This window comes from Micromonospora sp. NPDC023956, from assembly GCF_040639195.1.
Classification (GTDB): Bacteria; Actinomycetota; Actinomycetes; order Mycobacteriales; family Micromonosporaceae; genus Micromonospora.
In genome coordinates, this window is the sequence record NZ_JBEZZN010000003.1 from 295,774 (window position 1) to 322,752 (window position 26,979).

Below are 26,979 nucleotides of genomic sequence, written 5' to 3' on the forward strand. Positions count from 1 at the left end.
CCTTCCCGATGGGAAGGACCCCGGCGACCAGCGCGCACGGCTAGCGCCGAGCCGGATACTCCACGCCGATCTGGCCGCGGATCTCGTCCAGCAGGCCCATCACCTCCAGCGTGGTCGCGTGCGGCACCAGGGGACTCTCCACCAGCCCCTCGGCCAGGCAGCGCTGCACCTCGATCGCCTCGTACTGGTAGCCGTTGCCGACCAACTCGGCGCGGATCGTCTCCGGCTCCCGACCGGACCGGTGCAGGGTCAGCGAATCCGGCCGGAAGAACAGCGGGGGCAGGTCGATCCGGCCGGTGGTACCGACGATCGAGGCGGTCACCGGGCTCCCCCCGACCAGACCGCAGCTCAGCGTGGCGACCGCCCCGGAGTCGTAGCCGAGGACGATGCCGGTGTTCTCGTCCACGCCCTCCGGGCTGATCTTCGCCCAGGACCGGACATGGTCGGGCCGCCCGAGCAGCAGGTGCGCCAGGCTGACCGGGTAGATGCCCACGTCCAGCAGGGCGCCGCCGCCGAGCGCCAGGGCCCGCAGCCGGCTCTCCGGCGGGAACGGCCCCTCCATCGCGAAGTCGGCCCGGACCCCGGTGACCGTGCCGATCGCCCCCTCGGCGACCAGCTCGACCAGCCGCCGGATCAGCGGGTGGCACCGCATCCACATGGCCTCCATCAGGAAGACGCCACGGGAGCGCGCCCGCTCGACCAGTTCGGTGCTGTCCGCCAGGTCGAGGGTGAACGGCTTCTCCACCAGCACCGCCCGGCCCGCGTCGAGGCAGGTCATGGTGGCCTCGTGGTGGGCGGAGTGCGGCGTGGCGACGTACACCACGTCCAGGTCGGGATCGGCGGCCAGCTCCGCCCAGGAGCCGTACGCCCGTGTGACGCCGTGCTTCGCGGCGAACAACTCGGCGCTCTCGGCGGTACGCGAGCCGACGGCGACCAGCTCCGCGTCCGGCACCAGCGTCAGGTCCTCGGCGAAGCGGGCGGCGATGTTTCCGGTGGCCAGGATGCCCCAACGTGTCATGCGACCGGACGCTAGCGCAGTTCCCGCCGGAGCCCCACTGGTGATCCACCCGCCGGGACGGCCGGGCTCGTGCAGGTGCCACCCGGCGGCGGTGGTGGCGGTCGTCGGGGTGCGGCGCGGGCAACTAGGCTCGACGCATGACGATCGACAGCGGCGGCTTTCCCGCCCCGGCCGCCCTGGTCGAGCACGCCCGCCGGTTCCGCGCCGAGGGTGGCACCCCGGCGGTGCCCCGGGTCGCGGCCACCGTCCTGCTGCTGCGTCCCGCCGCCGACGGCTTCCAGGTGTACATGATCCGCCGCGTCGCCGCGATGGCCTTCGGCGGTGTGTACGCCTTCCCCGGTGGCGGTGTCGACCCGTCCGACGCCCAGGCGCACCCGGGCTGGGCGGGCCCCGACCCGGACGCGTGGGGCCGGCGGCTGGGTGTCGCGTCCGAGCCGGCCCGGTCGGTGGTCTGTGCCGCCGCCCGTGAGGTCTTCGAGGAGGCGGGCGTGCTGCTCGCCGGCCCGGACCCGGCGACCGTGGTCGGCGACGTCAGCGGCGACGACTGGGAGGCCGCCCGGGTCGACCTGGAGAAGCGGCGTACGCACTTCGCCGAGTTCCTGACCGGTCGCGGCCTGACGCTCCGGTCGGACCTGCTGCTGCCGTGGAGCCGGTGGGTCACCCCGGAGTTCGAGCCGCGCCGCTTCGACACGTACTTCTTCGTGGCCCTGCTGCCGGAGGGGCAGCGGACCCGGGACGTCTCCGGCGAGGCCGACCACACCATGTGGGTCCGCCCGGCGGACGCGCTGCGCCGGGCGGCGGCCGGGGAGCTGACCATGCTGCCGCCGACGCTGTTGACGCTGGAACAGGTGGCGGCGGCCGGCGACCTGGCAGACCTGGCCCGGCTCGCGGCGGGCCGGGACGCCGCCACCCCGATCACGCCCCGCCTGGCCGACCTCGACGGCGACGCCCCCTACTTCACCCTCGACTGACTGCGGTACCGCTGGTCGGGTTCGTCGCCGAACTGAAGCCGAGCGGCCCACTGAGCCCGACCCCGATCTGCGCCTGCTGTGCCGAGTTCACCACCGAGGGTGAGCCGAAGACCAGTCCGGTGTGCACCGAGCCACTGGTCTCATGGAGCAGTGACACCGCCTGGTTTCCGAGTTCGGCTCTGGTTCCCGGGGTGAGCATCAACGGACCACCGAGGACACCCATCAGCGCACCGCCGGTCAGGGCGTCCGGCCAGTCGGTTCCGGTGGCGAAACCCGTGTACGTCTGGCCCTCGAAGAACTCCACCGCGACATCGCGCGCGGTCTCGTACCGGTCCGCGCCCCACACGCCCCAGACGCTGGAGTCCGTGCCGTACGAGTAGGCGGCCATGGCGGCCTGCTGCCCGATGCCGAAGATCCTTCGCAGGTCTCTCGGTAGCGTGTCGAGGAAAGCTTTCGTCGTCGGCGGTATCACCTCGTCCCGGGTGAGCAGCACCACCGCGGAATAGTCACTGTCCACCTCGTTCTGCGCCCCCGCTGCGGCACCGGCGGCCAGCGCGTCCGGGTAGTTCATCCCGGTGGCCAGGAACACCATGTCCGGCATCGGGTCGATCGCCTTCGCGATCGCCAACGACGTCTCGAACCGATCCTTGCCGGCGAGCCGCTGCACGTAGTAACCCATCGCCCGGACCTGGTCCTCGACCCTGGTCGACAGGGCACCGGAACTGCCCAGCAGGTAGACGGTGCTATGGCCCGGCGTCAGGACCCGCTGGATCTCCGCCCGTGTCGACGCCGCCAGTTCGGCCGGCGGTGTCAACAGCAACGGGCCCTCCTTCTCCGCTGCCAGCACCGCGCCGCCCAGCGCGTCGGCATAGGTGTCCGATCGTGACAGGACCACCGCATTGGCTCCCCTCCGCTGGTCCGTGGGGCTGCCGAGGGTGCGCCAGTGCGACCGGGACACCGCCAACGCCGTGGCGAAGCGGTCCGTACCGGACAAGCGTGCGACCCGCTCCTTCCGGTGCGGCTGGTACGCCGGCACGCCGTTGAGCCCGGGGACGGCCACCGGCGCGGCCGAGCCGTCCGCCACCGCCGTGTACACCTGTCGGGCCCCCGTCGCGCTGCTGAACGCCAGCGTCCTGCCGTCGGGCGACCAGGTGGGATGGTCGTACTGGACGCCCTCCGGGGTGAGCCTGACCTCGTTCTCACCGCGCAGGTCGGCCACGACGATCCGGCCGTCCCGGACGAAGGCCACCCGGGACCCGTCGGGCGAGATCGACGGGTTCGCCCCGTTGTCGTCGAGCAGCCTCGTCTTCGACCCGAGCTCGATCGAATCGTCGTAGAGCATGACGGCGGGCTGACCGGTCGGCTGACCCGAGCCGTCGTCGTCCTGGCGCTGGAACACCACGAGTGGGCCGGGTCCACCATCCGGATTCGTGTAGTGCCTACCGTCGTGGGGAGAGGCCCACGAATAGCCCGTCCCGCCGCCACTGGCGGCCCAGGCGACACGCCAGGGGCCGCTCGCCGTGGCCTTGTCCGCGAAGACGATGCGGTTGTCACCCCACCAGCTCGGGCTCCTCCGCAGCCCCTCGCCGTGAGGTTTCCACATTTCCACGTAGCGGGCCGAGCCGTTGTCATACCGAAGCCGGCGCAGCGCCCCGGCCTGATCGACGTAGACCGCCTGGCTGCCGTCGGGAGACCAGGAAGCTCCCGTGATGGTGTCCGTTGAACTCAGTGACGTACGGGTCGGATCGCCGTGGAACCTGATGGACGTCTGCCCGTTGCTGCTGGTCAGGATGTTGCCCGCGCCAGGGATGCTGGCCGTCGCGGGCGTACTGCCGACGACCGGAAGGGACGCGGCGAGCACGAGGGCCGACGCGACGGCGACCGGCCCCCGGAACGAGAATCGAGGCAAGTAGGCGCTCCCTGCTGGAAACGCGCCGTCGTCCCGGCCGTCGACTGGTCGACGGGGTAGGCGCGTAGCGAGACTCTATAGCCGAGGACCGACCTTCGTGAGCCCGGTCGGTCACAGCGCCGGATCGGCGGCGCCGCGCCCGGTCACACGCGGAGGGCCCGGGAGCGCGGGACGCCCTCCCGGCTCCGACTGGTGCTGGTCAGTGCGGTGGTGCGGGGCTCTCCCGTGACCTGCCCCAGGCGCGGGCCGCGTCGGCGACGGCGATGCCCAACAGGACGGCCACGGCGGCGACGCTCGCCGTCAGCAGCGGCAGCCGGACCAGGACCAGGCTCATCGCGGCCAGGACGAGGACGCCGATGATCCGGACCCGGGACACCCGTCCGAAGATGTCGTACTCGAAGCGGGCCCGGCCGATGAGGAACAGCGCCGGTCCGCCGAGCGCGGCGGCGAGCCACGCCGGCTTCGCCGTGTCGTACGGGTGCCCGATGGCGAGTCCGTAGCCGACCGCGGTGGTGACGACGCCGACCACCATCGTCAGGTGGGTGACGAATCCGTACGCGACGAGGCGGGCCGGCTGGGTGGCGGCCGCGACGGCGCTCTTCATCACCGTCCCCGCGCGGTAGAAGTAGATGCGCCAGAGCAACGCCGTGGTGACGAAGGCGCACACGAACGCCGCCGTCTGTCCCGCGCCGAACGGGCTGCTGCTGAAGGTCAGCCCGCTGAGCAGCACGGACTCCCCGAGGGCGATGATGAAGAACTGGCGGTAGCGGTCGGCCAGGTACTCGCCGACCAGGTCCCAGTCGTGGATCCGGCTGCGGCCCAACATCGGCGTGGGCCAACCGATGACCAGTCCGAGGTACTCGATGGTCAACCCGAGCGTCCAGAGCCCGCCCCGGAGGACGCCGGTCGGGGCGAGCGCCCCGGCGATCCACGGCACGGCGGCGACCACGGACCAGCAGAGGATCCGCGTCGGGATCGGTGGCGGGACGACGGTCTGGTGAGCGCGTCTGCGCTGGAAGAGCGTCAGCGCCAGGGGACGGCCGACCTGGATCGCCACGTACGCGCCGACGAAATGGCCGCCGTGCCCGTCGTACGCCGCCGGTACCGAAACCCCCATCACGACGCTGCCGAACGCGATGCAGAAGATCACCACCTGGATCTCCGGGCACCTCGGGTCGAACCTGCTCGCCGCCAACGCGGCGAAGAACCACACCAGCCACATGGCCAGGAAGAGCAGCAGCACCTCGCCGACCCCGGGCAGGACGAGGTGCTGCTCACCGGTCAGGGTGTGGATGGCCTTCTCGGCGATCCGGTTGAGCGCGAAGACGAACACCAGGTCCAGGAGCAGGTCCAGGATCGTGGACTCGTGTGGCCCCTCGCCCGCTCTCAGCGGCTTGCGCTGCCCACCCGGCGTCATCGGCCGCCCGTTCTATCCGCCTTGTCACCTTGGCGACGCCTTCCGCAGTGACAACGATGCCGTGTTCGGCGAAGACGCGGTCGAGCTGTTCCGCGCTTCCGCCACCACTCCGTCGATCATGGACTTGAGGCACCACCCAAAGCTCACAACCGTCACTAATCACACACCACAACTCCATGATCGACGGGGAGGTGGCGGATTCTCTGGTGTTCACCGGGCGAGCTGCTCAGTCTGCCTGGTGGGGGCGGTGCTGCCGGATCCAACGCGCGACGTCGGCCCGTTGCCAGACGCGCAGTCGGCCGTTGGCCGCCGTCGCGACGGGGCCGGGAAGCCCTTGCGGTTGGTGATCTCGGTGGTACGGGACCGAGACACGCCGCCGAGCATCTTGGCGATGTCCGACAGGGCGACCAGATCCACGGCTGGCCTCGGCTACGCGGATTCGTCGGACTCAGGTCTCTGATTCAGCCATCAAGCTGGCCGGTTTCCTTCACGTACACCCCGGCGCCGGGCAGCGACTCGGTGAGTCCGTTCATCTTCAGGATCAGGAAAACGCGGTCGGCGACGAAGCTGGAGACGTCGTACTCCGCGCAGAGTTCCGCCCTGCTCGGAAGTCGTGAGCCCGGCGGGAACTCTCCGGAGGTGATCCGTCGGGTCAGGTCTTCGGCAACGCGTTGGTAGGCGTACTGCGGTGGCACTGATGGTCCTCTCACGGTCGGCACCTGAGAGTGAACCACCCATGGAGAGTCCTTGACTATCAATGGCTAGCCATGGCAAGTTGTGTAAGTCCTCACGGCCGGCAAACCAGCGAGGACTGTAGGTAATCGCCCCGGCTGTCAGAGCTGCGGTCTCTGTAGCCGGGGTCTGCCTCGCTAGCCGTCGAAAGGCAGGTCCCCGTGAGACATCTCGTCGAGCGGCTGTTCGGCAGCCGTCCCGCCCGGCACCGGCGGGCCGACGGAGCGCCGTACCGCTCCCGGTACTGCGTGCCGCTGCTCCCGGCGCAGGTGCGTGGCCGCCGGTTCCGGCGTAGCCGGCTCGGCCGGCGGGGTCTGGACCCCGACGACGTGCGGCGCTTCCTCGACCGGGTGGCCCTTGAACTGGCCGACGCCCAGGAAGCGGCCGAGCGGGCCCGGCGGGAGACCGCCCGGATCAAGGAAGCCCTCCGGCGCTGGCAGTCCGACCCGACCCGCACCCGCGACCGCTACGCCCTGCACCGATGAACGACGAGGACCGGGCGGGACGCGGTCCGTCCGACCCGTTCGTGGTGGCCTCGGCGATGCTGCTGGCGGGTCGGCACCGGCCGGTGTGGTCGTGGCGTCGGTGGCGGCGGGTGTGTCGGTGTGGTGCCGACCTGCCGTGCCGGGCCTGGTACCGGATACCGGTCAACCGGGGTCACTGGCCCGACGAACAAGCCCGGACGACAGGGCGGTGGTGGTGGCGTGAGCGTCGATGAGTTGCCGATCGGGCGTCGGGTCGCGCAGTGGCGGGTCCGGCGGCGGATGACGCAGCAGATGCTCGCCGACCGGCTCGGCAAGTCCAAGAGCTGGGTGGACAAGGTCGAGCGGGGGGTGCGCAACCTCGACCGGTTCTCCGTTCTCCGGGATCTCGCCGAGGTGCTCCGCGTCGATCCGGCGGTGTTGCTGGGCGGCAGCCCACCGCCCGCGACCGAGGGGGCGAGTGGCGTCGAGGCGGTACGGGCCGCGCTCGCCCGGTACGACTTCGGCCCGGCCGGACCCACCCACCGGCCGGCACCGCCGACCGCCGAGCTGGACCGGCGGGTGGGACATGCCTGGTTGACCTACCAGCACGGCCACTACCCGCAGTTGCTGCGGATGCTGCCGGATCTCCTCGGTGCCGCCCAGCGCGCCCACGCCGGGCAGCCGGAGCACGCGGCGGAGCCGCTGGTGCAGGTCTACCGGGTCACCGCGTCGGTGCTGGTCAAGCTCGGCGAGGCCGAATGCGCCTGGCTGGCCGCCGACCGGGCGGTGGCGGTTGCCGCCGGTGACCCGCTGCGTGCCGCCGTCGCGGCGATACCGCTCGGTCAGGCGTTACGGGCCCTCGGCCGGGGGCGGTCGGCGATGGCCGCGACGGTCGCCGCCGCGCACCGGATCGCACCGCCGGTGCCGCACGAGGGCCCGCCCGACGAGTTGTCGGTGCTGGGGACGCTGCTGCTCCAGGCTGCTCTGGCCGCCGCCGGCTGCGGCGACGCGCGCAGCGTCGGGGAACTGGTCGACCAGGCCGGCGAGATCGCCGAGCAGCTCGGTGACGGTCGCGACCATCACTGGACCACCTTCGGACCGACCACTGTCGAACTGGCCCGCGTCGCGGCGGCCGTCGACCTCGGTGACGCGGGGGAGGCGATCACCCGGCACCGGGACGCCGTCGGCCGGGAACAGTGGCGTCGGCTGCCGGCCGAACACCGGGCCGCGCACCTGGTCGACGCCGCGCGGGCGTACCTGCTGGTCGGTGACCTGGCCGCAGCCGGCCGCGTCCTGGTCGAGGCGGACCGCACCGCACCCGCCGAGATCCGGTCCCGGCCGGTCGCCCGTACGGTGATCAGCGCCGTCGTGCGCGGCGGACCCGCCAGGGCCGGCGTCGCGCACCTGGCCAGCCTGCTCGGGGTGACCTGAGAGAGGGCAGGGAACGCGGAAGCGGCCTGCACTCCGCTGCCGCTCCGGTACCCCAGGTGGAGGGGGCCGGTGGTCAGGGTGGAGTGCAGGCCGCTCGGTCAGGTCAGCGGAGAAGCGGCGGGTCGAGCGCCGTTCACCGGGACGAAGAGGGTTCGAGGTCGGTCGGGTTGCTCACCGGGACGGCCCCGAGCGGCCCGCCGAGCGCGGTCCCGACCTGCGTCTGCTGGGCCGAGGTCACCACGGCGGGCGAGCCGAAGACCAGCCCGGTGTGCACCGAGCCGCTCGTCTCCCTGAGCAGCGACACCGCGTCGGCTCCGAGGTTGGCGTCGGTGCCCGGGGTGAGCATCAACGGGCCACCGAGGGTGCCCATCAGCGCGCCGCCGGTCAGCGCGTCCGGCCAGTTGGTGCCGGTGGCGAAACCCGTGTACCGCTGGCCCTCGAAGAACTCGACCGCCGTCAGGTAGGCCGTCTCGTACCGGGTGCTGCCCCACACGCCCCGGACGCCGGGGCCCACCGGGTCGTACGAGTAGGCGGCGGTACCGCCCTGCTTGCCGATGCCGTACAGCATCAGCACGTCCTTCGGCAGGGTGTCCAGGAACGCCTTCGTCCCCGGGGGGATGACCTCGTCCAGGGTGAGCAGGACCACGGCGGAGAAGCCACTGTCGATCCTGTTGTACGACCCGGCCGCCGCGCCGGCCGCCAGCGCGTCCGGGTAGTTCATCCCGGTGGCCAGCAACACCGTGCTCGGCGTCGGGTTGATCGCCTTGGCGATCTGCACCGACGTCGAGAACCGGTCCGGGCCGGCGAGCCGCTGTACCCGGTAGCCCAACGCCCGGACCTGGTTCTCCACGGTCGTCGACAGCGCACCCGGACTACCGAGCAGGTAGACCGTGCCGTGGTCGGGGAGCAGGACCCGCTGGAGTTCCGCCTGGATCGTCGGGTCCAGCCCGGTCGGCGGCGTCAACAGCAGGGGACCACGCTTCGCCGCCGCCAACGCGGCACCGCTGAGCGCGTCCGCATAGGTGTCCGAGCGCGACAGGACCACCGCGGAGGCCGACTCCCTGGTGTCCGGACCCGCACCGGCGGTGGCCCACTGGGCCTGGGACACCGCCGTCGCCGTGGCGAACCGGCTCGCGCCGGACAACCGGACGACCTGGTCCTTCCGGCGCGGCTGGAACGCCGGTACGCCGTCCAGGTCGGACACCGACACCAGCCCGGCGGAACCGTCCGCCGAAGCGGCGAACACCGGGCGGGCTGCGGTCGCCGTCACCTTGCTGAACGCCAACGTCCTGCCGTTCGGCGACCAGGTGGGGTGGTCGTACTGGGTGCCCGCCGGGGTGACCGTCACCTCGTTCTGACCGGCCAGGTCGGACACGACGATCCGGCCGTCCCGGACGAAGGCCACCCGGGACCCGTCGGGCGAGATCGACGGGTTCGACCCGTTGTCGTCGACCATCCTGGTCGAACCGACCTGGATCGAACCGTCGTACACCATGACGGCGGGCTGGCCGGTCGGCTGACCCGAGCCGTCGTCGTTCTGGCGCTGGAACACCACCAGCGAACCGGGGCCGCCATCGGGATTCGTGTAGTGCTTACCGTCGTTCGGCGAGACCCACCCGTACCGGAGAGCGCCACCGCTGGCCGCCCAGGCCACCCGCGAGGGGCGGCTCGGCGAAGCCTTGTCCGTGAAGACGATCCGGCTGTCACCCCACCAGCTCGGGCTGGTCCGCACCCCCGCGCCGTCCGGAGGCGACAGCTCGACGTAGCGGGCCGAGCCGTCGTCGAACCGGAGCCGGCGGAGCCCGCCGTGCTGGTCGAGGTAGACCGCCTGACTGCCGTCCGGGGACCAGGACGCTCCGGTGACGGTGTCCGACGAGGTCAGCGAGGTGCGGGACGGGTCCCCGCTGAACCTGATGCTCTTCTGGCCGTTGCTGCTGGTCAGCACGCTGCCCGAGCCGGGAAGGCTGGCCGTCGCCGGCATCCCGCCGACGACCAGCACGCCCGCACCGAGCGTGAGGGCCGACGCGAAGGCGATCGACCCACGGAAAGAAGGACGAGGCAAGTAGGCACTCCTTGCTGGGAACGCGCCCCCCACCCGTCTGTCGATGCAACGACGAGGTCGGCGCGTGTCCGCAGACTCTAGCCGAAGCCACGCCTTCCGGGGACCGGCCACGGGGGCGACCGTGCCCACCGCCGACGTCGCGCGGCAGGACGGCCGCCGCCCGGATGCGCACCGTACTGACCAGGGGATACCGGTGCGGTAAGGGTGCGGTTGTCCCTAGCAGCCGGTGGTGGTGTCTCCGGTGTCGACGGTGCAGGTGTCGGTGCCGAGGCCGCCGTTGGCGGTGTCGTCTCCGGCGCCGTCCTGGACGTTGATGGTGTCGTTGCCGAGGTTGCCGGACATGGTGTCGGTGTCCGCGCCGTCGGTGTCGGAGACGGTGTCGTTGCCGTTCTGGCCGTCGAGGTCGTCGTTGCCCGGACCGCCGTAGATGTGGTCGTTGCCGTTGTCGAACAGGTACAGCAGCGATCCGAGGAGGGTTTCGCCGTAGTTGGTGTCGTTGCCAGCTTCGCCGTAGAGACGGTCGGCACCGTTGCCGCCGCCCATGCCGTCGTCGCCGGGGCCGCCGTAGAGGATGTCGTCGCTGTTGCCGCCGTCGACGGTGTCGTTGCCGGTCCCGGCGTAGATGGTGTCGTTGCCGTTGCCGCCGTTGATCGTGTCGTTGCCGCCGAGACCGCAGATGACGTCGTTGCCGTTGCCGCCGATCAACGTGTCGTTGCCGGCGGTGCCGGTGATCGTGCACCCGAGGGCGTTGGTGATCGTGGTGGACTGCGCGGCGGTGTTGTCGGTCGCGTTCGGGTCCGTTTCGGTGGCCGAGGCGGTCGCGGTGGCGGTCGTCGTGCCGGTCGCGGTGGGTTCGACGGTGATCGTGACGGTGGCCGACGCGGCGTCGGCCACCGCGCCGAGGGCGCAGGTGACGGCGGGTGCGGCGACCGCGCACGAGCCCTGCGACGCCACCGCCGACACGATGCTGCCGGCCGCCCCGGACAGGGTGGTCGCGGCGGTGACGCCGGTCGCGGCGCCGGGGCCGTTGTTGGTGACCGTGGTGGTGTAGGTGTAACTGCCGCCGAGGGCCACCGGGTCGGCGGAGTCGGTGACGCTCACGGCCAGGTCGGCGGGGGGCGGCGGCGGGGTCTTGGCGGTGTACGGGCCCTGCCCGTTCTGGACACCGGCGTGGTCGAAGTTGGTGACCGTTCCTGAGGTCATGGTGGTGTCCGCCGGTGCGTCCGGGTCCATCATCAGCTCAACGCCGATGGTGGCCGCGCCGAACCAGTACAAGCCCCTGGTGTCGAGTCCTGCCGGCGGGCAGGTGAGGGTCTTGGCGTCGACACTCACCCCGCATCCGATGGCGCCCGGGCCGCCGTTCCAGGTGTACGAGGCGCGGGTGAACGTCGTGTTGTCCGGGGCCGTGAAGGTGATCCTGCCGACCGGATCGGCCGGGTCGGCGGCGAGAGTGAAGGTGACCTCACCAGTCGCCCCCGGTGACAGGACCGGCGTGGTCGGCTGCGAGAAGGTGATCGCGGCCAGGGCCGGAGTGGCGGTGGCGATCAGAGTCGCCGCGACGACAGCGGCGGCGGTGCCCGCTTGGGCGAGACGGCGAGACGGTTGCGCCGACAGTCGAGATCGGACTGGCAAGGACGAAGCGGTGATCATGGGTACCTTCCTCGACGAGGAGGATCACGGGCACACCGAAGCACCGCACGTGCCGTGATCGGCATCGGCGGTTCCTGGATGTGAGGACTGCCGTGCGAAAGCACGAGCACGGCAACCGAAAGATATCAGCGAAAGAGATCAATGTTGTGAAGTCGATGTTTCGGATTTCCGATTGTGTCGTTGGCGCGAGGGGATCCCGAAACGTGTCTCCGTCGGATCTAGGACAATGACTCGATGATTTGTCCGACGTGGGTTCCGTTCGCGGCTTAGCTGCCGCCTACAGCGCATTGACTACCTTCTCATTCTGGCTCTACCGTCTGAACCCGGAACCCGGCGACGGCGCAACCGGAGCAGCGAAGGGACGACGTATGACACAACTGGACACGGACGTGCTGGTGAAGTTCATCGGCCCGTATTCGTCTTGGATCCAGTTCCAGGCGAGAACCAATTGGTGCTGGAACGCGACGGCGGTCAGTGTCGCGAACTACTACGCCGCCGAAGAGCGTTTCACCCAGTGTCAGCTCGCCACCCCGGTGATGGATCGGATCTTTGCTGAGTGGCACGCACAGAATCCGGATCAGCCGACGTACAACTGTTGCGCGCCGGGCGGGGGGCCCTGGGAGTGCAACAACGGCCACTGGCCGGACGAGGCGGCGCTGCAGGTGGTCGGGCACGACGTTCCGGTCCCCGCAGGTGAGAACCCGGACAAGTTCTCCCGCGACACCAACAGCATCACCTGGGGTGAACTCAAGAGATACCGGGCCTTGACGAAGGTGGAGGTCAAGGCGGAGATCGACGCCGGACGGCCGATCGTCATCAACATTGGCTGGCGTGGTGGGCTCAGTGGTCACATCGTCAACATCTGGGGTTACAGCTACCGCCGGGACACCAACGAACTGGTGCACGTGTTCGTGCACGACCCCTGGGAGGACACGGGAGGTCAGCACGAGGGGTTGGAGGATACTCCCATTCTCTGGGTCGAATGGGATACGCTTTTCGGCGGGTATCCCGGCGGTGTGAACGGCACCTGGAACAGGACTTTCAAGACTCGGAGAAACTAGCCTCAGAGGGGTTCGCAATGCCGTTGAACATGCCTGATCCGCCGGGTCGGATCCGGGAGGAAACCCGCTCCAAGCTCGGCTTTGTCGCCAAGGCTGGCGGGGGCGGCCCGAAACTGCTGGGTGAGGTTGACCCGGAGGACGTGGAGGTGTCCACTCCGCACCAGGTGTTCGTCCTGGGACCCGACGATATCGAGGCCGATGGTGGTCTGGCGCGTGCGCAGCCGGTGGGCTGGCGCTTCCTGCTGGAGTCCGGCGGCACCGTGATCGCCGGCGCGGAAGTCTCCGAGACGCCGGAACGGACCTTCCCGCCAACGTTCTACCGAAGCTCGTCCGTGGGAGCCACCGCCACCGCGATCAGAGCCGCGCGTGCCCTGCCACAGCTCGCAGCAGCCGGGTTCGACCTGCGACTCCTGCGGATCCCGGAGCTCTACCAGATGGCCCTGTGGCTGCACTCACCCCACGCCGACCTGCTCATACCGCTGGCACCCTCGCCCATCGGAAACGAAGGCAAAGTCACGCCGCCCTCCGTGTTCTTCCGGGAACTCGTCACCGCGGCCCGCGAGTACCGAGCCCGCCGGGTCCCCAGCCCGGGAGACGGTCCACGAACGCCACAGCCACCGGCGAACAGAAAGTAGGAACCCGGGACTGCCCGGTAGCTGACGCCCGCCATTCCGCCGGCGCCGGCGCCCACGGACCTCGTGTCCGGCGGGCGCGGGCGCCGGTACGCATGTGACGGCGGCCCGGCTGTGGCTGGCGGGTAACTGTCGCGCCGGCGGGTGCAGAGCAGAGGGCGTCGGGTGCAGAGCAAAGGCGGCGGGTGTAGAGCAGAGGGCGTCGGGTGGGACAGGGCGTCGGGTGGGCCGGGGCGGCGGCGGGACCGGCACGCGATCCTCGCCACGGCGGTCGGGCTGGCGTTCCGGCCGGTCGCGGGGGATGGTGGTGGGGACGACTGAAGCTGCGGCCGGTGGGGTACGACGCCGGCCGTCGGGCCGAGCGGCCGGCGAGCCTGGCGGGGGACGATGAGCGGCGGGAACCACCTGGAGCAGCTCGACCGGCTGGCCGGGCTCCTCGCCACGGTGAGCCGGGACGCGGCGGGCACCATCCGCCGCGTCAGCGTGGCCCTGCTCGACATCGACCCGGACCGGGCGCGGGGGGTGCTGGCCGAGGTCGCCGAGCGGGCGGCCACCCACCGCCGGATCGACGAGCTGGTGCCGCTCGCCCTCGTCCGGCAGCAGCCGGTCGCCTCCGACCTGCGGCTGGTGCTGTCCGCGCTGCGGATGAACACCGAACTGCACCGGATGGACGTGCTCGCCGCGCACATCGCCAAGCTCGTCCTCGCCCGCCACCCGGATCCCGTGGTGCCGCCGCCGGTGCGCCCGCTGATCGGGGCGATGGCGGAGACCACCACCCGGATCGCCGACAAGGCCGCCCTGGTCCTGGTCACCCGGGACCGGCTCGACGCGATCCAGCTCGGCCTCGACGACGACGAACTCGACGTGCAGTACGAACGCCTCTTCACGGTGCTCACCGACGCCTGGCCGTACGGGGTGCAGGCCGCGATCGACGTGGCGATGCTGGGCCGGTACTACGAGCGCTTCGCCGACCACGCGGTGACCGTCGCCCGCCGGGTGGCCTACCTGGTCGGCGGCGACATGGCCCGCGGCGTCCTCTGACCCACCCGGCTGCGGGGGCAGAGGCCTCGATCCGTTCATCCGTCGGACAGCCGTGCCTCAGGCAGCGGCAACATTTTCCTGGCGACCTGTTCACCTTCGGTTAACCAAGCTCCGGGGAACCGGCTACCTGGCCCGCTTAGCTTCGACAGCGGTCAGGCCCTCAGAGGTCCGGCCCAACCCCAAGAGAGAGGCAATTCTGAGGTGAACCGCAACGTGCTCTCCCGGCGAGTCCTTGCCGGCGTCGCGATCGCCGCGCTGGCTCTCACCGGCTGTGGCTCCAGCGACAACGACAACGACACCCCCGCCGCCGCCGGCAACAGCGGCGGAAGCGAGTACGCGAAGCTCTCCGGTGAACTGAAGGCCTCGGGTGCCAGCTTCCCGGACGCCTACTACCAGGAGGTCATCACCTCCTTCAAGGACGTCGCCCCGGACGTGACGGTCAACTACAACGCGACCGGCTCCGGCACCGGCAAGAAGCAGTTCGGGCAGAACCTGGTCGACTTCGCCGGCAGCGACAGCCTGGTGAAGGAGAGCGACGGGGTCGCCGCCGACGCCTTCCTCTACGTGCCGACCGTGGCCGCCCCGATCACCGTCAGCTACAACCTTCAGGGCGTGGAGAAGCTCCAGCTCAGCCCGGAGACGCTGGCCAAGATCTTCCAGACCGACATCAAGACCTGGAACGACCCGGCGATCGCCGCCGACAACCCCGGCGTGACCCTGCCGAACACCCCGATCACCGTGGCGCACCGCTCGGACGGCTCGGGCACCACCAACAACTTCACCAAGTACCTCGACGCCGCCGCCAAGGGCGTCTGGAAGCTCGGCAGCGGTGACACCGTGGCCTGGCCCTCGAACACCCAGGGCGGCGAGAAGAACACCGGGGTGGCCCAGATCGTCAAGCAGGCGAACGGTGGCATCGGCTACGTCGACCTGAGCGACGCCAAGGCCAGCCAGCTGACGTTCGCCGCGATCAAGAACAAGGACGGCCAGTTCGTCGTCCCCTCCCTGGAGGGCACGACCGCCGGCCTGGAAGGCGCGGAGATCAAGGAAGACCTGAGCTACAACCCGCTCGACGCCGCCGGCGCCGCCGCGTACCCGATCACCGCCCCGACCTACATCCTGGTCAAGACCAAGTACGACGACGCCAAGAAGGCCGAGCTGGTCAAGGGCTTCGTGAAGTACATCCTGACGGACGGGCAGGACCTGGCCAAGGACGTGGACTTCGCGCCGCTGCCCACCTCGCTCAAGGACAAGGCGCTCGCCCAGCTCGACAAGATCCAGGGCTGATCCGAGCCGAGATCGCACCGCCCATGGGGACGGGACCGGAACCCGGTCCCGTCCCCGCCGGGGTAGCCGCGCCGCCACTGGAGTGAAGGTGACCATCACAGAGAACAAACCCGACACCAGGCCGACCCTGACGCCACAGCGGGGCGGCCTGCTCGCCGACCGCGCCTTCTCCTGGTGGACGCTCGGCACCGGCCTGCTCGTCCTGGCCATCCTCGCGCTCATCCTGGTGACCACCGTCAAGGAAGCGTGGCCGGCCTTCACCGAGATGGGCCTGCGCTACGTCACCGAGGACACCTGGGACCCGAACCCCGGCACCGGCGAGGCCGTCTTCGGCGCGCTGGCCTTCATGTACGGCACCGCGATCTCCTCGCTGATCGCCCTGCTCATCGCCGTACCGGTGTCGGTCGGCATCGCCCTGTTCATCACCGAACTGGCGCACCGCCGGCTGCGCGGCACCGCGGTCACCGTGATCGACCTGCTGGCCGCCGTACCGTCGGTGGTGTTCGGTCTCTGGGGCATCCTGGTGCTGGCGCCCAAGCTGGTGCCGTTCTACCAGTGGCTGCACGACGTGTTCGGCGGCGTGCCGGTGCTCGGCAGCGTCTTCGGCGAGGCGGCCAGCGGCCGGAACTTCATGACCGCCGGCCTGATCCTGGCGATCATGGTCACCCCGATCATCACCTCGATCTGCCGCGAGGTCTTCGGCACCGTCCCGCAGGCCGACAAGGACGCCGCCCTGGCGCTCGGCGCGACCCGCTGGGAGATGATCCGGGGCGCGGTCTTCCCGCACAGCTTCGGCGGCATCGTCGGCGCGGTCATGCTCGGCCTGGGGCGCGCGATGGGCGAGACCATCGCCGTCGCCCTGGTCATCGGCGGGGCCACCAACATCTCCGCGAACGTCTTCGAGCCGGGCAACACCATGGCCGCCGTGATCGTGCAGCAGTTCGGCGAGTCCACCGGCACCTTCACCGCCGCCCTGATCGGGCTCGGCGTCGTCCTGTTCGCGATGACCGTCGCGATCAACCTGACCGCCCAGGCGATCGTGCGCCGGGCGGAGGCCCGCATGAGGGGAGGCGTGGCGTGACCGCCACCGTCGAGCCGGGCACCCGTACCCCGGTCGTCCCCGACCTGTCGGGGCGTGCCCTGTCCACCCGCCGCCGGATCGTCAACCACCTGGCCAGCGGCGGTATCTACCTCGCGGTGCTGCTCGCCGTGGTGCCGCTGGGCCTGGTCGCCTGGACGGTGGTCAGCCGGGGCGGCGGGGTGATGAGCCTCGACTTCCTGACCGAGGACATTCCCAACTCGTACCGCCGGGAGGGGCCCGGCATGGGCCCGGCGATCGTCGGCACCCTGATCATCACCGGCATGGCGTCGCTGATGGCGATCCCGCTCGGTGTGTTCGGCGCGATCTACCTCAACGAGTACGGCAAGCAGAAGCCGCTGGCCCGGGTCATCCGGATCATGTCCGACGTGATGACCGGCGTGCCGTCGATCGTCATGGGCCTGTTCATCTACATCGGCTGGGTGCTGCTGGTCGGCGAACAGTCCGGCTTCGCCGGTGCGCTCGCGCTGGCCTGCCTGATGCTCCCCGTGGTGATCCGCAGCAGCGAGGAGATGCTCCGGCTCGTCCCGGACGAGCTGCGCCAGGCCAGCCTGGCCCTCGGCGCGCGCAAGTGGCGGACCATCCTGACCGTCGTGCTGCCCGCCGCGATCTCCGGCATCACCAGCGGCTCGCTGCTCGCGGTGGCCCGCGCCGCCGGGGAGACCGCGCCGATCATCATCGTCACCGGCATCACCTTCGCCACCAACCCGAACCTCTTCGAGGGCACCAACACCGCGCTGCCCGCGCAGATCTTCCGCAACGCCAGCCAGCCCTTCGTCGGTGCCCAGGACCGGGCCTGGGGAGCGGCCCTCACCCTGATCGTGATCGTCGTGCTGTTCACGGTCGTCGCCCGTCTCATCGCCAACCGCTTCGCCCTGAAGGAGCGCTGAACCATGGCCCAGCACCGCACCGTGAGCGACCACCGTCCGTCCGTCGCCATCAGCGCGCCCGGCGAGGGCTGGGGCGACGCCGGCCCGCACACCGCCGGGGACACCACCGTGATGGAGCTGCGTGACGTCAGCGTCCACTACGGCAGTTACGAGGCCGTCCGGGGCACCACCATCCCGATCCGGCAGAACCAGATCACCGCGATGATCGGGCCGTCCGGCTGCGGCAAGTCGACCATCCTGCGGTCGCTGAACCGGATGAACGACCTCATCCCCGGGGCCCGGGTCACCGGCTCGGTGACGTACCACGGCCAGGACATCTACGCCAAGGGCGTCGACCCGATCCAGGTGCGCCGCCGGATCGGGATGGTCTTCCAGAAGCCCAACCCGTTCCCCAAGTCGATCTACGACAACGTGGCCTACGGGCTGCGCATCAACGGGATCAAGGGCAACCTCGACGACCAGGTCGAGGAGGCGCTGACCGGCGCGGCCCTCTGGGACGAGGTCAAGGACAAGCTCCGCAAGAGCGGCCTGGCCCTCTCCGGCGGCCAGCAGCAGCGGCTCTGCATCGCCCGGACCATCGCGGTGAAGCCGGACGTGATCCTGATGGACGAGCCCTGCTCGGCCCTCGACCCGATCGCGACCAGCAAGATCGAGGACCTGATGTACGAGCTGTCGACGTCGTACACGATCGTGATCGTCACCCACAACATGCAGCAGGCCGCCCGGGTCAGCCACTACACCGCCTTCTTCACCGCCGAGGTCGACGAGCGGCAGGTGCGGCACGGCCGGCTGGTGGAGTTCGACCAGACCTCGAAGATCTTCACCAACCCGGGCGACAAGCGCACCGAGGACTACATCACCGGACGTTTCGGCTGACCGGCACCGTGCCGACCCGGGCTCCCCGACCCGTCGGCCGGAACCGTCGATCCGAAGGAAGGTGATGTGGTCACTCACGACGTCGACGCGGACCTCGTGCACATCGCCGTCCCGGTCGCGTACGTGCGGCACGTCGCCGCGCTCCTGGCGGAGCTGGACCGGCAGGGCGGCAACGTACGCCCACCGGCCCGGCCGCCCGCCCGCCCGGCGGCCCCACCGGACCTCGCCGGCCGGTGGTCCGTGGCGGAGCTGCGGCGGTTCGCGACCGGACGGTCGAAGAGCCACGACACCGTGCTCAAGGTCCTGGACGTGCTCGCCGCCCGACCCGGCGAATGGTTGTCGGCGGAGACGGTCTGCGTCGAGGTGGGGGTCTCCCGGCACCGGTTCGGTGGCGCGCTGGCCGGGATGACCCGGATGCTGCGCGCCCACCCGACCTTCCGGGACCTCGGCATGCCGTTGCACCGGTACGTCACCGGCAGCCTCGACGACCGGGCCGGGACGTTCTACTGGATGACGGCGGAGCAGGCCGCCCAGTGGCAGCAGGCCCGCGCCGAGGCGGCCGGCTGATCCGACTGATCCGGCTGGTCGGGCCGACCGTTGTCCGGCTGGTCGGGCTGGTCGGGCTGGTCGGGCTGGTCGGGCTGGTCCGGCGGCCGGCAACGGGACCGCCGGCCGCCGGTCCGCCCGTCGGGCGGCGGTCAGCCCCGGTGGTAGTTGACGTGCGCGCACCAGTGGGCGAAACCGAGCCGCAGGTAGAGCGCCACGGCGGCGGTGTTCGACTCGTCCACGTAGAGCATCACCCGGTTCAGGCCCCGGCGCTCGCGCAGGTACGCCAGCCCGGCGGCGGTCAGCACCCGGCCCAACCCGCCCCGGTGCGCCGTCGGGTCCACCCCGAGCACGTAGACCTCACCGATCGGGGTCGACCCCGCCCGCTGGTGCACCTTCGTCCAGTGGAAGCCGAGCAGCCGGCCGGTCGACTCCTCGACGGCGAGCAGGAAGCCGTCCGGGTCGAACCACGGCTCGGCGAGGCGTAGCCGCAGGTCGGCGGCGGTCCAGCGACCCTGCTCCGGGTGGTCGGCGAAGGCCCGCGCGTTGAGCGCCAGCCAGGCGTCGTCGTCCCTGCCGGGCTGGAAGGCGCGCAGCGTCACTCCGGCGGGCAGGTCCGGCGCGGTCAGCGGTCCGGTCAGCGACCGGCGCATCTGCCAGAGCACCCGGGCGCGGACGAGACCGAGGTCGACCGCGAGCGCGGCGGCGGCCGGATGGTCCCCGTGGGCCCACGCCCGGACCGTCCCGACCGGAACCCGTCCGTCCACGTCGGCCAGCGCTGCGGTCGCGAGCGCGCGGCCCAGCCCACGCCGCCGGTACGTCGGGTGTACCACCAGGTCGAGGCCGGTCCCCCCGGCCGGTGCGGTGACGTCGAGGTGCGCGTACCCGACGAGCCGGCCCTCGGGCGTCCGCGCGCTCAGGTGCACCGCCGCGGCCTGCGGATCCCGCAGCCGGAGCAGCACCGCCTCGTCCAGTGGCTCCGCGCCGTCGGCGTCCCCGGCGACCCGGGCGAGTGCCAGGACGTCGTCGATGCCCGCCCCGTCCAGCCGATCGTCCCGGCCCACCCGCGCAACCGTCACGCTGTCCCCCCGCACGTCGCCGTCTGTCACCCCGCCACGGTAACGGTTCCGCCCGCTCCCGCCCCGCCCCTGCGGTGGCAGCGGTCCGGTGTCACCGCGTTCCGATGCAGTGGTCCCTGTCACCGCACTCCGGTGCGGGCGGGATGACCAGGACCCCGTGCGGCGGCGGGGAGCACGGCGGGGGTGGGCGGTGACGCTGGTGGTCACAGGTCGGGGGGTAGGGCGGTGACGTGGAAGCGGCTGGTCAGGTTGGGCAGGATTTGGTAGAGCGCGTCCACGGTCCCCTGCCGGTTGCCGCCCGCGTCGTGCAGCAGCACGATCGAGCCGGGCACCGTGCCGGCGGTGACCGTGCCGGCGATGCTGGCCGCGCCCGGTCTCCGCCAGTCCGTCGGGTCGACCGTCCAGTGCAGCGGCACCATGCCCAGGCTGCGGGCCACCGAGACCACCGGGTACGTCCACGCGCCGCCGGGCTGCCGGAAGTACGCGATGCGGGCGCCCGGCACGGCCGCCCGGATCGCCTCGTTGGTGCGCATCAGGTCGGCCTGGATCGTCTGGTGGGAGCGGCTGCCGAGCAGCACGTCGTGGTTCCACGTGTGGTTACAGAGGGTGTGCCCCTCGGCGACGATCGCGCGCACCAGGTCGGGGTGGGCCCGCGCGTTCTCGCCGACGAGGCAGAAGGTCGCCGTCACCCGGTACGCGCGCAGCGCCGCGAGCGCCTGCGGGGTGTAGTCGGGGTGGGGACCGTCGTCGAAGGTGAGCGCCACCTGCCCGGTGCCGGTGGTCATCCGGGTGCCGTAGGGGCCGCCCTCGTCGGTGCCGTCGCGCGGCGGCTCCTCCTCGGCGGGGGTGGTCGGGCGGAGGGTGGGCTGCGGGGGCCTGCTGGTCACCGGTGGCTGGTCGGCGACGTCCGGCTGGCCGCTCGGGGCGGTGATGTCCGGGGGGGCCACGGGGGTGATCAGACTGCGTCCGAGGGTGTACGCCGAACCGAGCAGCGCGGCGGCGACCAGCACCACGATCCCCAGCGTGCGGGGTGGCGACACGGTGGGCATCAGGCACCCCGGCGGGGCGGTGCGTCGGGGTGACCCGTCGGGCGGGGCCGGTCGGGCTCACCGGAGCGCGCCCCGGCGACGTCACCGGTCAATCGTTCGGTCGTCGGCCGCACCGTCGCCCCCTTCTCCGGCTGGTCCGCCCGTCACGTTAGGACCGGCCAGCCGTACAAGGGGGTCAACTAGCGACCAATCCCCCAAATTGGGGAGAATCGGTCATATTGCCAGGGGTGCGTGCTCCGCGTCCGGCAGTGCGCGCGAGGGCGGGACGACGAACTTGTAGCCCACCTGTCGAACGGTGCCGATCATCGACTCGTACTCCGAGCCGAGCTTGGCGCGCAGGCGCCGGACGTGTACGTCGACGGTGCGGGTGCCGCCGAAGTAGTCGTACCCCCAGACCTCGCGCAGGAGCTGGTCGCGGGTGAACACCCGGCCCGGGTGCTGGGCGAGGAACTTCAGCAGCTCGAACTCCTTGTAGGTGAGGTCGAGCGGGCGTCCCTTGAGCTTGGCGGCGTAGGTGTCCGGGTCGATGGTCAGCTCCCCGGCCCGGATCGAGCTGCCGGTGCCTGCGGTGACGCTGCTCAACCGGCCGACCACCAGCCGCAGCCGGGCCTCCACCTCGGCCGGGCCGGCGCCGGCGAGGATGACGTCGTCGACGCCCCAGTCGGCGTTGAGCGCGATCAGCCCCGCCTCGGTCACCACCGCGACCAGCGGCACCCCCAGGCCGGTGGCGTGCAGCATGCGGCAGGTCGCCCGCGCCTCGCTGAGCTCCGAGCGGGCGTCCACCAGGACCGCGTCCGGGCTGGGGCCGGCGACCAGGGTCCGCACGTCACGCGGCGCGGTGCGGACCGAGTGGGGCAGTAGGTCTAGCGCCGGCAGTACGGCGGATGGTTCGCCTGCGCGTGCGGTCACCAGCAGCAGGATCTCCACACGATCACCTCCGTCCCGGCGGCGCTCAGCCGCGCGACCAGCGGCGACACCCTGGACGGAGTGTGGCGCTGAGAACTCGTGGTCCCGGCGTCGCTGGCGGGTGGGTCAGGGCTCGAGCCTAACCGATCGCCCGTGGTCGACCCCGGGATCTTTTCCCGTTTGTCGGGCTTGCCCACGCTTGCGGCCCAGGTTTTAACGTCCGCGAAACGGCGTCCGCCCGGTACGTGGTCGGGTCTGGCACGATCGTGTCGTGTTTGCCTCCGCGTCTCCCGCCGCCGGTCCCGACCCGTGGTCCGACGACGGTCCACCGGCCGGCCTTCCCGTGCCGACCGCCGGTCCGGACCTCGACGACCTGGTCGGCCCGCGCAAGCGGCGCGGTCCTCGCCGCTTCCGGCCGGGCGACCCGTCGTCCCGTCGACCGGACGACGAGGCCGACGACGAGATCGACGAGGAGGAGATCGAGCCGGTCGAGATCAACAAGTCGCTCTCACTGACCATTGCCGGATTCGCCGTGCTGCTCGGGCTCGGTCTGGTCCTCGCCGCGCAGACCACCGGTCCGGGCCACCGGCTGTCCTTCGCCACGGTGATCTTCGGCGTGCAGCTGCTCTTCGTCCTGGCCTGGACGATGGCCACCCGTCTACCGGCCCTGTTGGCCGTCGCGCTGGTCGGCGTGGCCACCGCCGGGGTCGCCGACACCGTCGCCGTACGGTCGGCCGAGGCCCGGCTGGTCCCGCTCTTCTACGTCGCCGCAAGTGGTCTCGTGGTCGCGGTGCTCGCCCAGCTGGTCCGCCGGGTGGACCGGCAGCGGGTCACCGACTCGATCGGCACCACCCTGCTGATCGTGGCCGGGGTGGCCGGGTTCGCCAGCCTGCTGCCGCTGAGCCGGATCCCGGCCGGCACCCAGACCATCACGGTCAGCGTGACCGCCACCGCGCTGGCGCTCACCGTGGCGCGGATCACCGACGCCGTGCTCCCCTGGCCCCGGCTCGCGCCGCAGGTGCCCCGGGGGGCGGCCGGCGTGGTGCTCGGCGCGATGCTCGGCACCCTGGCCGGCAGCGTGCTCGGCAGCTTCCTGGTCGGCTTCACGCCGACCAGCGGCGCACTGGTCGGCCTGGTCACCGCAGCCACCGCCGTGCTGGCCGACCTCGCCGTCGGGTACGCCGAGGCGGGCCGGCTGATGGCCGGTGAGACGCCCACCTTCTGGATCGCCCGGCACATGCAGGGGCCGCTCGGTGGGATCGCCCTCGCCGCGCCGGCCGCCTACCTCGTGTGCGTACTGTTCCTCTGATCCACGCCGCTGCCGCACGGTTGAGGCGTGAGCCCATCGGGTACCACCGGTGCGCCCGGCGAGGCGACACCGGACGTGAGAGTGGAGGCGGCGTGACCGAGGCCCACCCGGCGTACGACGAACGGCCCCGGCGGCGGGGACGCAAGATCTTCGTCGGTCTGCTCGTCCTGCTCCTGATCCTGGTCGGACTGGCCGTGGTGGCCGACCGGATCGCCGCGGGGGTCGCCGAGGGCGCGATCGCCGACCAGGTGCGCCAGGAACTCACCCAGCAGGACGCCACCGCGGCTGCGCCCCAGGTGGAGGTGGGTGGCTTCCCGTTCCTCACCCAGGTGCTCGGCGGGAAGTACGAGCGGATCACCATCCGCCTGCGGGACGTGACCGGCACGGTGGAGGGCAACTCGGTCCAACTGCCGAAACTCGACGTGGACGCCCGGGGCGTCACCGCGTCGCTGGACACCATCCGTTCCGGCCAGGGTGACGTGGTGGCCGATCGGGTCGACGGCACCGGAACGGTCAGCTACGACAGCCTGGCGGCGTTCCTCGACCGGCCCGGCCTCAAACTCGGCGAGAAGGACGGCAAGCTGGCGGTCACCGCGCCGGTGGACATCCTCGGGCAGAAGTTGACCGTGACCGGCAACGCCGAGGTCAGCGTCAACGAGCAGGGAAAGGTGGCGCTGCGCTTCAGCGACCTGGACGCCGAGGGCCTGCCGAACGTGCCGATGGCCCGGGTGCTGCTCAACAACTACGCGCGCAGCATCTCGATCGACGTACCCCTGCCCGACCTGCCGTTCCAGCTCACCGTGCGGGAGGTCCGGCCGTTGCCGGAGGGGCTCGCGGTCACCGCCGACGCCCGGGACGTGCCGATCAGCTCGGTCGGCTGACGCGCCGGTCAGCCCGGTCGACCGGGGTCGCGCCGTGCCGGTGGCCGGCGCGCTCCGCCGGGCCCGTGGGTGTGGCGGGAACCACGCCCGGAAGGCCCGCTCAGGTGTCCCGGATGCTGGTCGGGCAGGTGGCGGGGGGTGGGAACGCTGGTAGGCTCCCTGCTCATGGGGACGCTCCTCACCAAACGGCGCGCGGTCGACCTGTGTCGCGTGGCCACCTGCCTGTGTCGCTCCGCGCTTTGACGGCGGAGCTGCAAACGGCTGTGTAGCGGCTACCGGCGGGGTCCCCCACCCCCGGTTCTCCTCTTTCGCCCGGCAGTGGCGCCGTCGCATCCAACCCGAGATCCGTCCACCCTGGGTCCCGCGCGCGGTGCGACAGACACCGACCTTCCCGCGCGTCGACTCAACCGCCATCCTCACCAGGGAGTGATCCGATGAGTCGCGACACCGCACTCGTCTCGGCCGAATGGGCCGAGAAGAACATCGATGCCCCGGGCGTCGTCTTCGTCGAGGTAGACGAGGACACCTCGGCGTACGACACCGGCCACATCGCCGGGGCGATCAAGCTCGACTGGAGGACCGACCTCCAGGACCCGGTCCGCCGGGACTTCGTCAACAAGAGCCAGTTCGAGGCGCTGCTCTCCGAGCGGGGCATCGGCAACGACGACGCCGTCATCCTGTACGGCGGCAACAACAACTGGTTCGCCGCGTACGCGTACTGGTACTTCAAGCTCTACGGCCACCGCGACGTGAAGCTGCTCGACGGCGGTCGCAAGAAGTGGGAGCTGGACGCCCGGCCGCTGGTCACCGACCGGGTCGAGCGCCCGAGGACCCAGTACGTCGCGCAGGAGCCGGACAACTCCATCCGCGCCTTCCGGGACGAGATCGTGCCCGCGATCGGCGCCAAGAACCTGGTCGACGTGCGCAGCCCCGACGAGTACGCCGGCCGGCTGCTCGCCCCCGCCCACCTGCCCCAGGAGCAGGCGCAGCGGGCCGGGCACATCCCCACCGCGATCAGCGTCCCGTGGTCGAAGGCGGCCAACGAGGACGGCACCTTCAAGTCCGACGACGAGCTGCGCAGCATCTACGCCGCCGCCGGGCTGGACGACGGCAAGGAGACCATCGCCTACTGCCGGATCGGCGAGCGCTCGTCGCACAGCTGGTTCGTGCTCCAGGAGCTGCTCGGCCACCGCAACGTGAAGAACTACGACGGATCCTGGACCGAGTACGGCTCGCTGGTCGGCGTGCCGGTCGCGCTCGGTGACGAGCCCGGGGAGGCCTGAGCCATGACAGCACCCACCGCTGCCGGTTGCGCCGCACCCGACCAGGCCGCTCCGTTGCCCGCCAGCCTGGACCTGGAGAAGGAGACCGTCATCACCGGCGTCGTCCGGTCCGAGGCGGGCGAACTCGTGCCGGGCGCGTACGTCCGGCTGCTCGACTCGACCGGTGAGTTCACCGCCGAGGTGGTCACCTCGGCCGCCGGTCAGTTCCGGTTCTTCGCCGCGCCGGGTACCTGGACGCTGCGCGCCCTCTCCCGGCACGGCAACGGCGACACCCCCGTCGCCGCCGCCCGGGGCATCAACGAGGTCGCCGTCACGGTCGCCTGAGCACGCCCCTCGGTTTCGGCGATATCGCGGTGTCCGGTGTCCGGCTCACCGCGATATCGCCGAACCGGAGGGGATCAGCCGTCGCCGTCCGGTGGCGGTGTGCTCGCCAGGATGAGGTCGAGGCCGCGTTCGAAGAGGTCGTCGTCGCTCCAGCGGGTGCTGTCGAGGTGGCCGGACGAGTGGAGCGTCGGGTAGGCGGCCGGGTTCGCGGTGATCTGTCGTCGGGCCTGCGTCCGCGCCTGCGGGTCCGCGTTCCGGTGCCAGGTGGCCTCGGTGAGTGCCGCGCCGATCACGTAGTTGGCGAGCGTACGGGTGACCACGGTCAGCTCGGGGTCGGAGAGGCCACCGCGGGCCAGTGCCGACTGGAGATACTCGGTGCGGGCGAGGACGTTCGGCCCGAGCATCGGTCGACCGATGAGGCCCGGGGCCCAGGGGTGCCGGAGCATGGCCGCCCGCCAGTCGCGGACCAGGGTGCGGGCGTCGCCCCGCCAGTCGTCGGTGGCCCCGGGGAGTGGCACGTCGCCGAAGACGTGGTCGAGGGCCAGGTCGAGCACGTCCTCCTTGGTCTTCACGTGCCAGTAGAGCGCGGTGGACGTGACGTCGAGCAGCTGGGCGAGCCGGCGCATGGTCAGACCGTCGATGCCGTGCCGGTCGAGCAGGGTCACCGCCGCGTCGACGATGCGCTCGCGGCTCAGCGGGGCCGGGCGGGGCCGGGCCGGCTCCTCGCGCAGCCACACCGAACCGGGGTCGGCCCGGCGGCGTTCCCCCGGAGTGCCGCCGGGCGGCTGGTCGAAATCGGTGTCGGTCACGCCGGGACTCCAGGTCTGTGTGCGGGGTGGAGGTCGTCCGGCCGGAGCCGGAGCGGTGGTGTGGTCCGGAGGACCACCGCCAGCCGGACGCCGGGCTCCGTCCGTTCGGGGCTGTGATCACCAGCAGTGTATGGGCACCCCCGTACGGCAATGGAGATCATCTTTTCGGTCGCGGACACCCTGGCGCGGAGCTGACTTAACAATGATAAGTTACCTTGACGCTGTGCAGGAAGGCTGGCGTGGTCGAGGGGAG

General features: G+C 71.3%; 27 protein-coding genes. 17 read left to right on the plus strand and 10 right to left on the minus strand.

Annotated features, from left to right (window positions below):
- Positions 1-40 precede the first annotated feature (40 nt).
- Positions 41-1,018, minus strand: coding sequence for a Gfo/Idh/MocA family oxidoreductase (locus AB0F58_RS07555; protein ID WP_357139414.1), 978 nt, complete (start codon positions 1,016-1,018; stop codon positions 41-43).
- Positions 1,019-1,155: 137 nt separating this feature from the next.
- Here AB0F58_RS07555 and AB0F58_RS07560 point away from each other — a divergent pair, with 137 nt between their 5' ends.
- Complete coding sequence (locus AB0F58_RS07560) at positions 1,156-1,989, plus strand: NUDIX hydrolase (RefSeq protein ID WP_357139416.1); 834 nt, start codon at positions 1,156-1,158, stop codon at positions 1,987-1,989.
- On the opposite strand, the gene AB0F58_RS07565 is transcribed toward AB0F58_RS07560, so the two are convergent.
- The 3 genes from AB0F58_RS07565 to AB0F58_RS07575 all read right to left on the minus strand — a co-directional run bounded on the left by AB0F58_RS07565 (position 1,976) and on the right by AB0F58_RS07575 (position 6,025).
- Positions 1,976-3,391: a cell wall-binding repeat-containing protein gene (locus AB0F58_RS07565; protein ID WP_357139418.1), complete on the minus strand. Its 1,416-nt coding sequence runs from the start codon at positions 3,389-3,391 to the stop codon at positions 1,976-1,978. The two genes, AB0F58_RS07560 and AB0F58_RS07565, sit on opposite strands and share 14 nt — an antisense overlap.
- A gap of 706 nt (positions 3,392-4,097) precedes the next feature.
- On the minus strand, positions 4,098-5,315 hold the full coding sequence (locus AB0F58_RS07570; RefSeq protein WP_357139420.1) for a low temperature requirement protein A: 1,218 nt from the start codon (positions 5,313-5,315) through the stop codon (positions 4,098-4,100).
- Positions 5,316-5,776: 461 nt separating this feature from the next.
- Positions 5,777-6,025: a winged helix-turn-helix domain-containing protein gene (locus tag AB0F58_RS07575; RefSeq protein ID WP_357139422.1), complete on the minus strand. Its 249-nt coding sequence runs from the start codon at positions 6,023-6,025 to the stop codon at positions 5,777-5,779.
- Between the two features lie 183 nt (positions 6,026-6,208).
- On the opposite strand from AB0F58_RS07575, the gene AB0F58_RS07580 reads away from it, so the two are divergent.
- Together AB0F58_RS07580 and AB0F58_RS07585 are read left to right on the plus strand one after the other, a co-directional pair.
- Positions 6,209-6,532, plus strand: coding sequence for a DivIVA domain-containing protein (locus tag AB0F58_RS07580; RefSeq protein ID WP_357139424.1), 324 nt, complete (start codon positions 6,209-6,211; stop codon positions 6,530-6,532).
- A 219-nt stretch (positions 6,533-6,751) separates the two neighbouring features.
- Complete coding sequence (locus AB0F58_RS07585; RefSeq protein WP_357139426.1) at positions 6,752-7,942, plus strand: helix-turn-helix transcriptional regulator; 1,191 nt, start codon at positions 6,752-6,754, stop codon at positions 7,940-7,942.
- Between the two features lie 133 nt (positions 7,943-8,075).
- Here AB0F58_RS07585 and AB0F58_RS07590 read toward each other — a convergent pair whose 3' ends face one another.
- Positions 8,076-10,004, minus strand: coding sequence for a cell wall-binding repeat-containing protein (locus AB0F58_RS07590; protein ID WP_357139427.1), 1,929 nt, complete (start codon positions 10,002-10,004; stop codon positions 8,076-8,078).
- A 216-nt stretch (positions 10,005-10,220) separates the two neighbouring features.
- Complete coding sequence (locus AB0F58_RS07595; protein WP_357139430.1) at positions 10,221-11,207, minus strand: hypothetical protein; 987 nt, start codon at positions 11,205-11,207, stop codon at positions 10,221-10,223.
- Between AB0F58_RS07595 and AB0F58_RS07600 the strand changes: the two genes are divergently transcribed.
- The 9 genes from AB0F58_RS07600 to AB0F58_RS07640 all read left to right on the plus strand — a co-directional run bounded on the left by AB0F58_RS07600 (position 11,188) and on the right by AB0F58_RS07640 (position 19,107).
- Positions 11,188-11,712 carry a hypothetical protein gene (locus AB0F58_RS07600; protein ID WP_357139432.1) on the plus strand — a complete coding sequence of 175 codons (525 nt, stop codon included), beginning with the start codon at positions 11,188-11,190 and terminating at the stop codon, positions 11,710-11,712. The genes AB0F58_RS07595 and AB0F58_RS07600 overlap by 20 nt on opposite strands.
- 310 nt (positions 11,713-12,022) lie before the next feature.
- The gene (locus AB0F58_RS07605) at positions 12,023-12,715 is read left to right on the plus strand and encodes a papain-like cysteine protease family protein (RefSeq protein ID WP_357139435.1); all 693 of its coding nucleotides are present in this window, start codon (positions 12,023-12,025) and stop codon (positions 12,713-12,715) included.
- Between the two features lie 17 nt (positions 12,716-12,732).
- Positions 12,733-13,350: a hypothetical protein gene (locus AB0F58_RS07610; protein WP_357139437.1), complete on the plus strand. Its 618-nt coding sequence runs from the start codon at positions 12,733-12,735 to the stop codon at positions 13,348-13,350.
- A gap of 384 nt (positions 13,351-13,734) precedes the next feature.
- On the plus strand, positions 13,735-14,388 hold the full coding sequence (locus AB0F58_RS07615) for a PhoU domain-containing protein (protein WP_357139440.1): 654 nt from the start codon (positions 13,735-13,737) through the stop codon (positions 14,386-14,388).
- A gap of 201 nt (positions 14,389-14,589) precedes the next feature.
- A complete protein-coding gene (gene pstS, locus AB0F58_RS07620) occupies positions 14,590-15,675 on the plus strand; it encodes a phosphate ABC transporter substrate-binding protein PstS (protein WP_357139443.1) in 1,086 nt (361 codons plus the stop codon).
- Positions 15,676-15,763: 88 nt separating this feature from the next.
- On the plus strand, positions 15,764-16,756 hold the full coding sequence (gene pstC, locus AB0F58_RS07625) for a phosphate ABC transporter permease subunit PstC (protein ID WP_357139445.1): 993 nt from the start codon (positions 15,764-15,766) through the stop codon (positions 16,754-16,756).
- Positions 16,753-17,664: a phosphate ABC transporter permease PstA gene (pstA, locus tag AB0F58_RS07630; protein WP_357139448.1), complete on the plus strand. Its 912-nt coding sequence runs from the start codon at positions 16,753-16,755 to the stop codon at positions 17,662-17,664. Before pstC ends, pstA begins: the two co-directional genes overlap by 4 nt.
- Positions 17,665-17,775: 111 nt before the next feature.
- Entirely contained in the window at positions 17,776-18,540 is a 765-nt protein-coding gene (gene pstB, locus AB0F58_RS07635; protein ID WP_357140400.1) for a phosphate ABC transporter ATP-binding protein PstB, read from the plus strand.
- Positions 18,541-18,606: 66 nt separating this feature from the next.
- On the plus strand, positions 18,607-19,107 hold the full coding sequence (locus tag AB0F58_RS07640; protein ID WP_357139451.1) for a hypothetical protein: 501 nt from the start codon (positions 18,607-18,609) through the stop codon (positions 19,105-19,107).
- A gap of 131 nt (positions 19,108-19,238) precedes the next feature.
- On the opposite strand, the gene mshD is transcribed toward AB0F58_RS07640, so the two are convergent.
- The 3 genes from mshD to AB0F58_RS07655 all read right to left on the minus strand — a co-directional run bounded on the left by mshD (position 19,239) and on the right by AB0F58_RS07655 (position 22,141).
- Positions 19,239-20,165: a mycothiol synthase gene (gene mshD / locus AB0F58_RS07645; protein WP_357140403.1), complete on the minus strand. Its 927-nt coding sequence runs from the start codon at positions 20,163-20,165 to the stop codon at positions 19,239-19,241.
- Positions 20,166-20,368: 203 nt separating this feature from the next.
- The gene (locus tag AB0F58_RS07650) at positions 20,369-21,214 is read right to left on the minus strand and encodes a polysaccharide deacetylase family protein (RefSeq protein ID WP_357139454.1); all 846 of its coding nucleotides are present in this window, start codon (positions 21,212-21,214) and stop codon (positions 20,369-20,371) included.
- Positions 21,215-21,427: 213 nt separating this feature from the next.
- Positions 21,428-22,141, minus strand: coding sequence for a response regulator transcription factor (locus AB0F58_RS07655; RefSeq protein ID WP_357139457.1), 714 nt, complete (start codon positions 22,139-22,141; stop codon positions 21,428-21,430).
- Positions 22,142-22,391: 250 nt separating this feature from the next.
- Between AB0F58_RS07655 and AB0F58_RS07660 the strand changes: the two genes are divergently transcribed.
- The 5 genes from AB0F58_RS07660 to AB0F58_RS07680 all read left to right on the plus strand — a co-directional run bounded on the left by AB0F58_RS07660 (position 22,392) and on the right by AB0F58_RS07680 (position 25,917).
- Positions 22,392-23,429, plus strand: coding sequence for a hypothetical protein (locus tag AB0F58_RS07660; protein ID WP_357139460.1), 1,038 nt, complete (start codon positions 22,392-22,394; stop codon positions 23,427-23,429).
- Between the two features lie 92 nt (positions 23,430-23,521).
- The gene (locus AB0F58_RS07665) at positions 23,522-24,310 is read left to right on the plus strand and encodes a DUF2993 domain-containing protein (RefSeq protein ID WP_357139463.1); all 789 of its coding nucleotides are present in this window, start codon (positions 23,522-23,524) and stop codon (positions 24,308-24,310) included.
- A gap of 165 nt (positions 24,311-24,475) precedes the next feature.
- A complete protein-coding gene (locus AB0F58_RS07670; RefSeq protein ID WP_357140406.1) occupies positions 24,476-24,553 on the plus strand; it encodes an Ms5788A family Cys-rich leader peptide in 78 nt (25 codons plus the stop codon).
- Positions 24,554-24,744: 191 nt separating this feature from the next.
- On the plus strand, positions 24,745-25,593 hold the full coding sequence (locus AB0F58_RS07675) for a sulfurtransferase (RefSeq protein ID WP_357139466.1): 849 nt from the start codon (positions 24,745-24,747) through the stop codon (positions 25,591-25,593).
- A gap of 3 nt (positions 25,594-25,596) precedes the next feature.
- Positions 25,597-25,917: a DUF1416 domain-containing protein gene (locus AB0F58_RS07680; protein WP_091452432.1), complete on the plus strand. Its 321-nt coding sequence runs from the start codon at positions 25,597-25,599 to the stop codon at positions 25,915-25,917.
- 74 nt (positions 25,918-25,991) lie between these two features.
- Here AB0F58_RS07680 and AB0F58_RS07685 read toward each other — a convergent pair whose 3' ends face one another.
- Positions 25,992-26,726, minus strand: a complete 735-nt coding sequence (locus AB0F58_RS07685; protein ID WP_357139469.1) for a TetR/AcrR family transcriptional regulator C-terminal domain-containing protein — start codon at positions 26,724-26,726, stop codon at positions 25,992-25,994.
- Positions 26,727-26,979: the final 253 nt, after the last annotated feature.

Coding starts and splice junctions, on each gene's coding strand:
- AB0F58_RS07555 (WP_357139414.1), bottom strand. CDS start 1,018: ATGACACGTTGGGGCATCCTGGCCACCGGAAACATCGCCGCCCGCTTC.
- AB0F58_RS07560 (WP_357139416.1), top strand. CDS start 1,156: ATGACGATCGACAGCGGCGGCTTTCCCGCCCCGGCCGCCCTGGTCGAG.
- AB0F58_RS07570 (WP_357139420.1), bottom strand. CDS start 5,315: ATGACGCCGGGTGGGCAGCGCAAGCCGCTGAGAGCGGGCGAGGGGCCA.
- AB0F58_RS07595 (WP_357139430.1), bottom strand. CDS start 11,207: ATGACCTCAGGAACGGTCACCAACTTCGACCACGCCGGTGTCCAGAAC.
- AB0F58_RS07605 (WP_357139435.1), top strand. CDS start 12,023: ATGACACAACTGGACACGGACGTGCTGGTGAAGTTCATCGGCCCGTAT.
- AB0F58_RS07610 (WP_357139437.1), top strand. CDS start 12,733: ATGCCGTTGAACATGCCTGATCCGCCGGGTCGGATCCGGGAGGAAACC.
- AB0F58_RS07615 (WP_357139440.1), top strand. CDS start 13,735: ATGAGCGGCGGGAACCACCTGGAGCAGCTCGACCGGCTGGCCGGGCTC.
- pstB (WP_357140400.1), top strand. CDS start 17,776: ATGGAGCTGCGTGACGTCAGCGTCCACTACGGCAGTTACGAGGCCGTC.
- AB0F58_RS07650 (WP_357139454.1), bottom strand. CDS start 21,214: ATGCCCACCGTGTCGCCACCCCGCACGCTGGGGATCGTGGTGCTGGTC.
- AB0F58_RS07670 (WP_357140406.1), top strand. CDS start 24,476: ATGGGGACGCTCCTCACCAAACGGCGCGCGGTCGACCTGTGTCGCGTG.
- AB0F58_RS07675 (WP_357139466.1), top strand. CDS start 24,745: ATGAGTCGCGACACCGCACTCGTCTCGGCCGAATGGGCCGAGAAGAAC.
- AB0F58_RS07680 (WP_091452432.1), top strand. CDS start 25,597: ATGACAGCACCCACCGCTGCCGGTTGCGCCGCACCCGACCAGGCCGCT.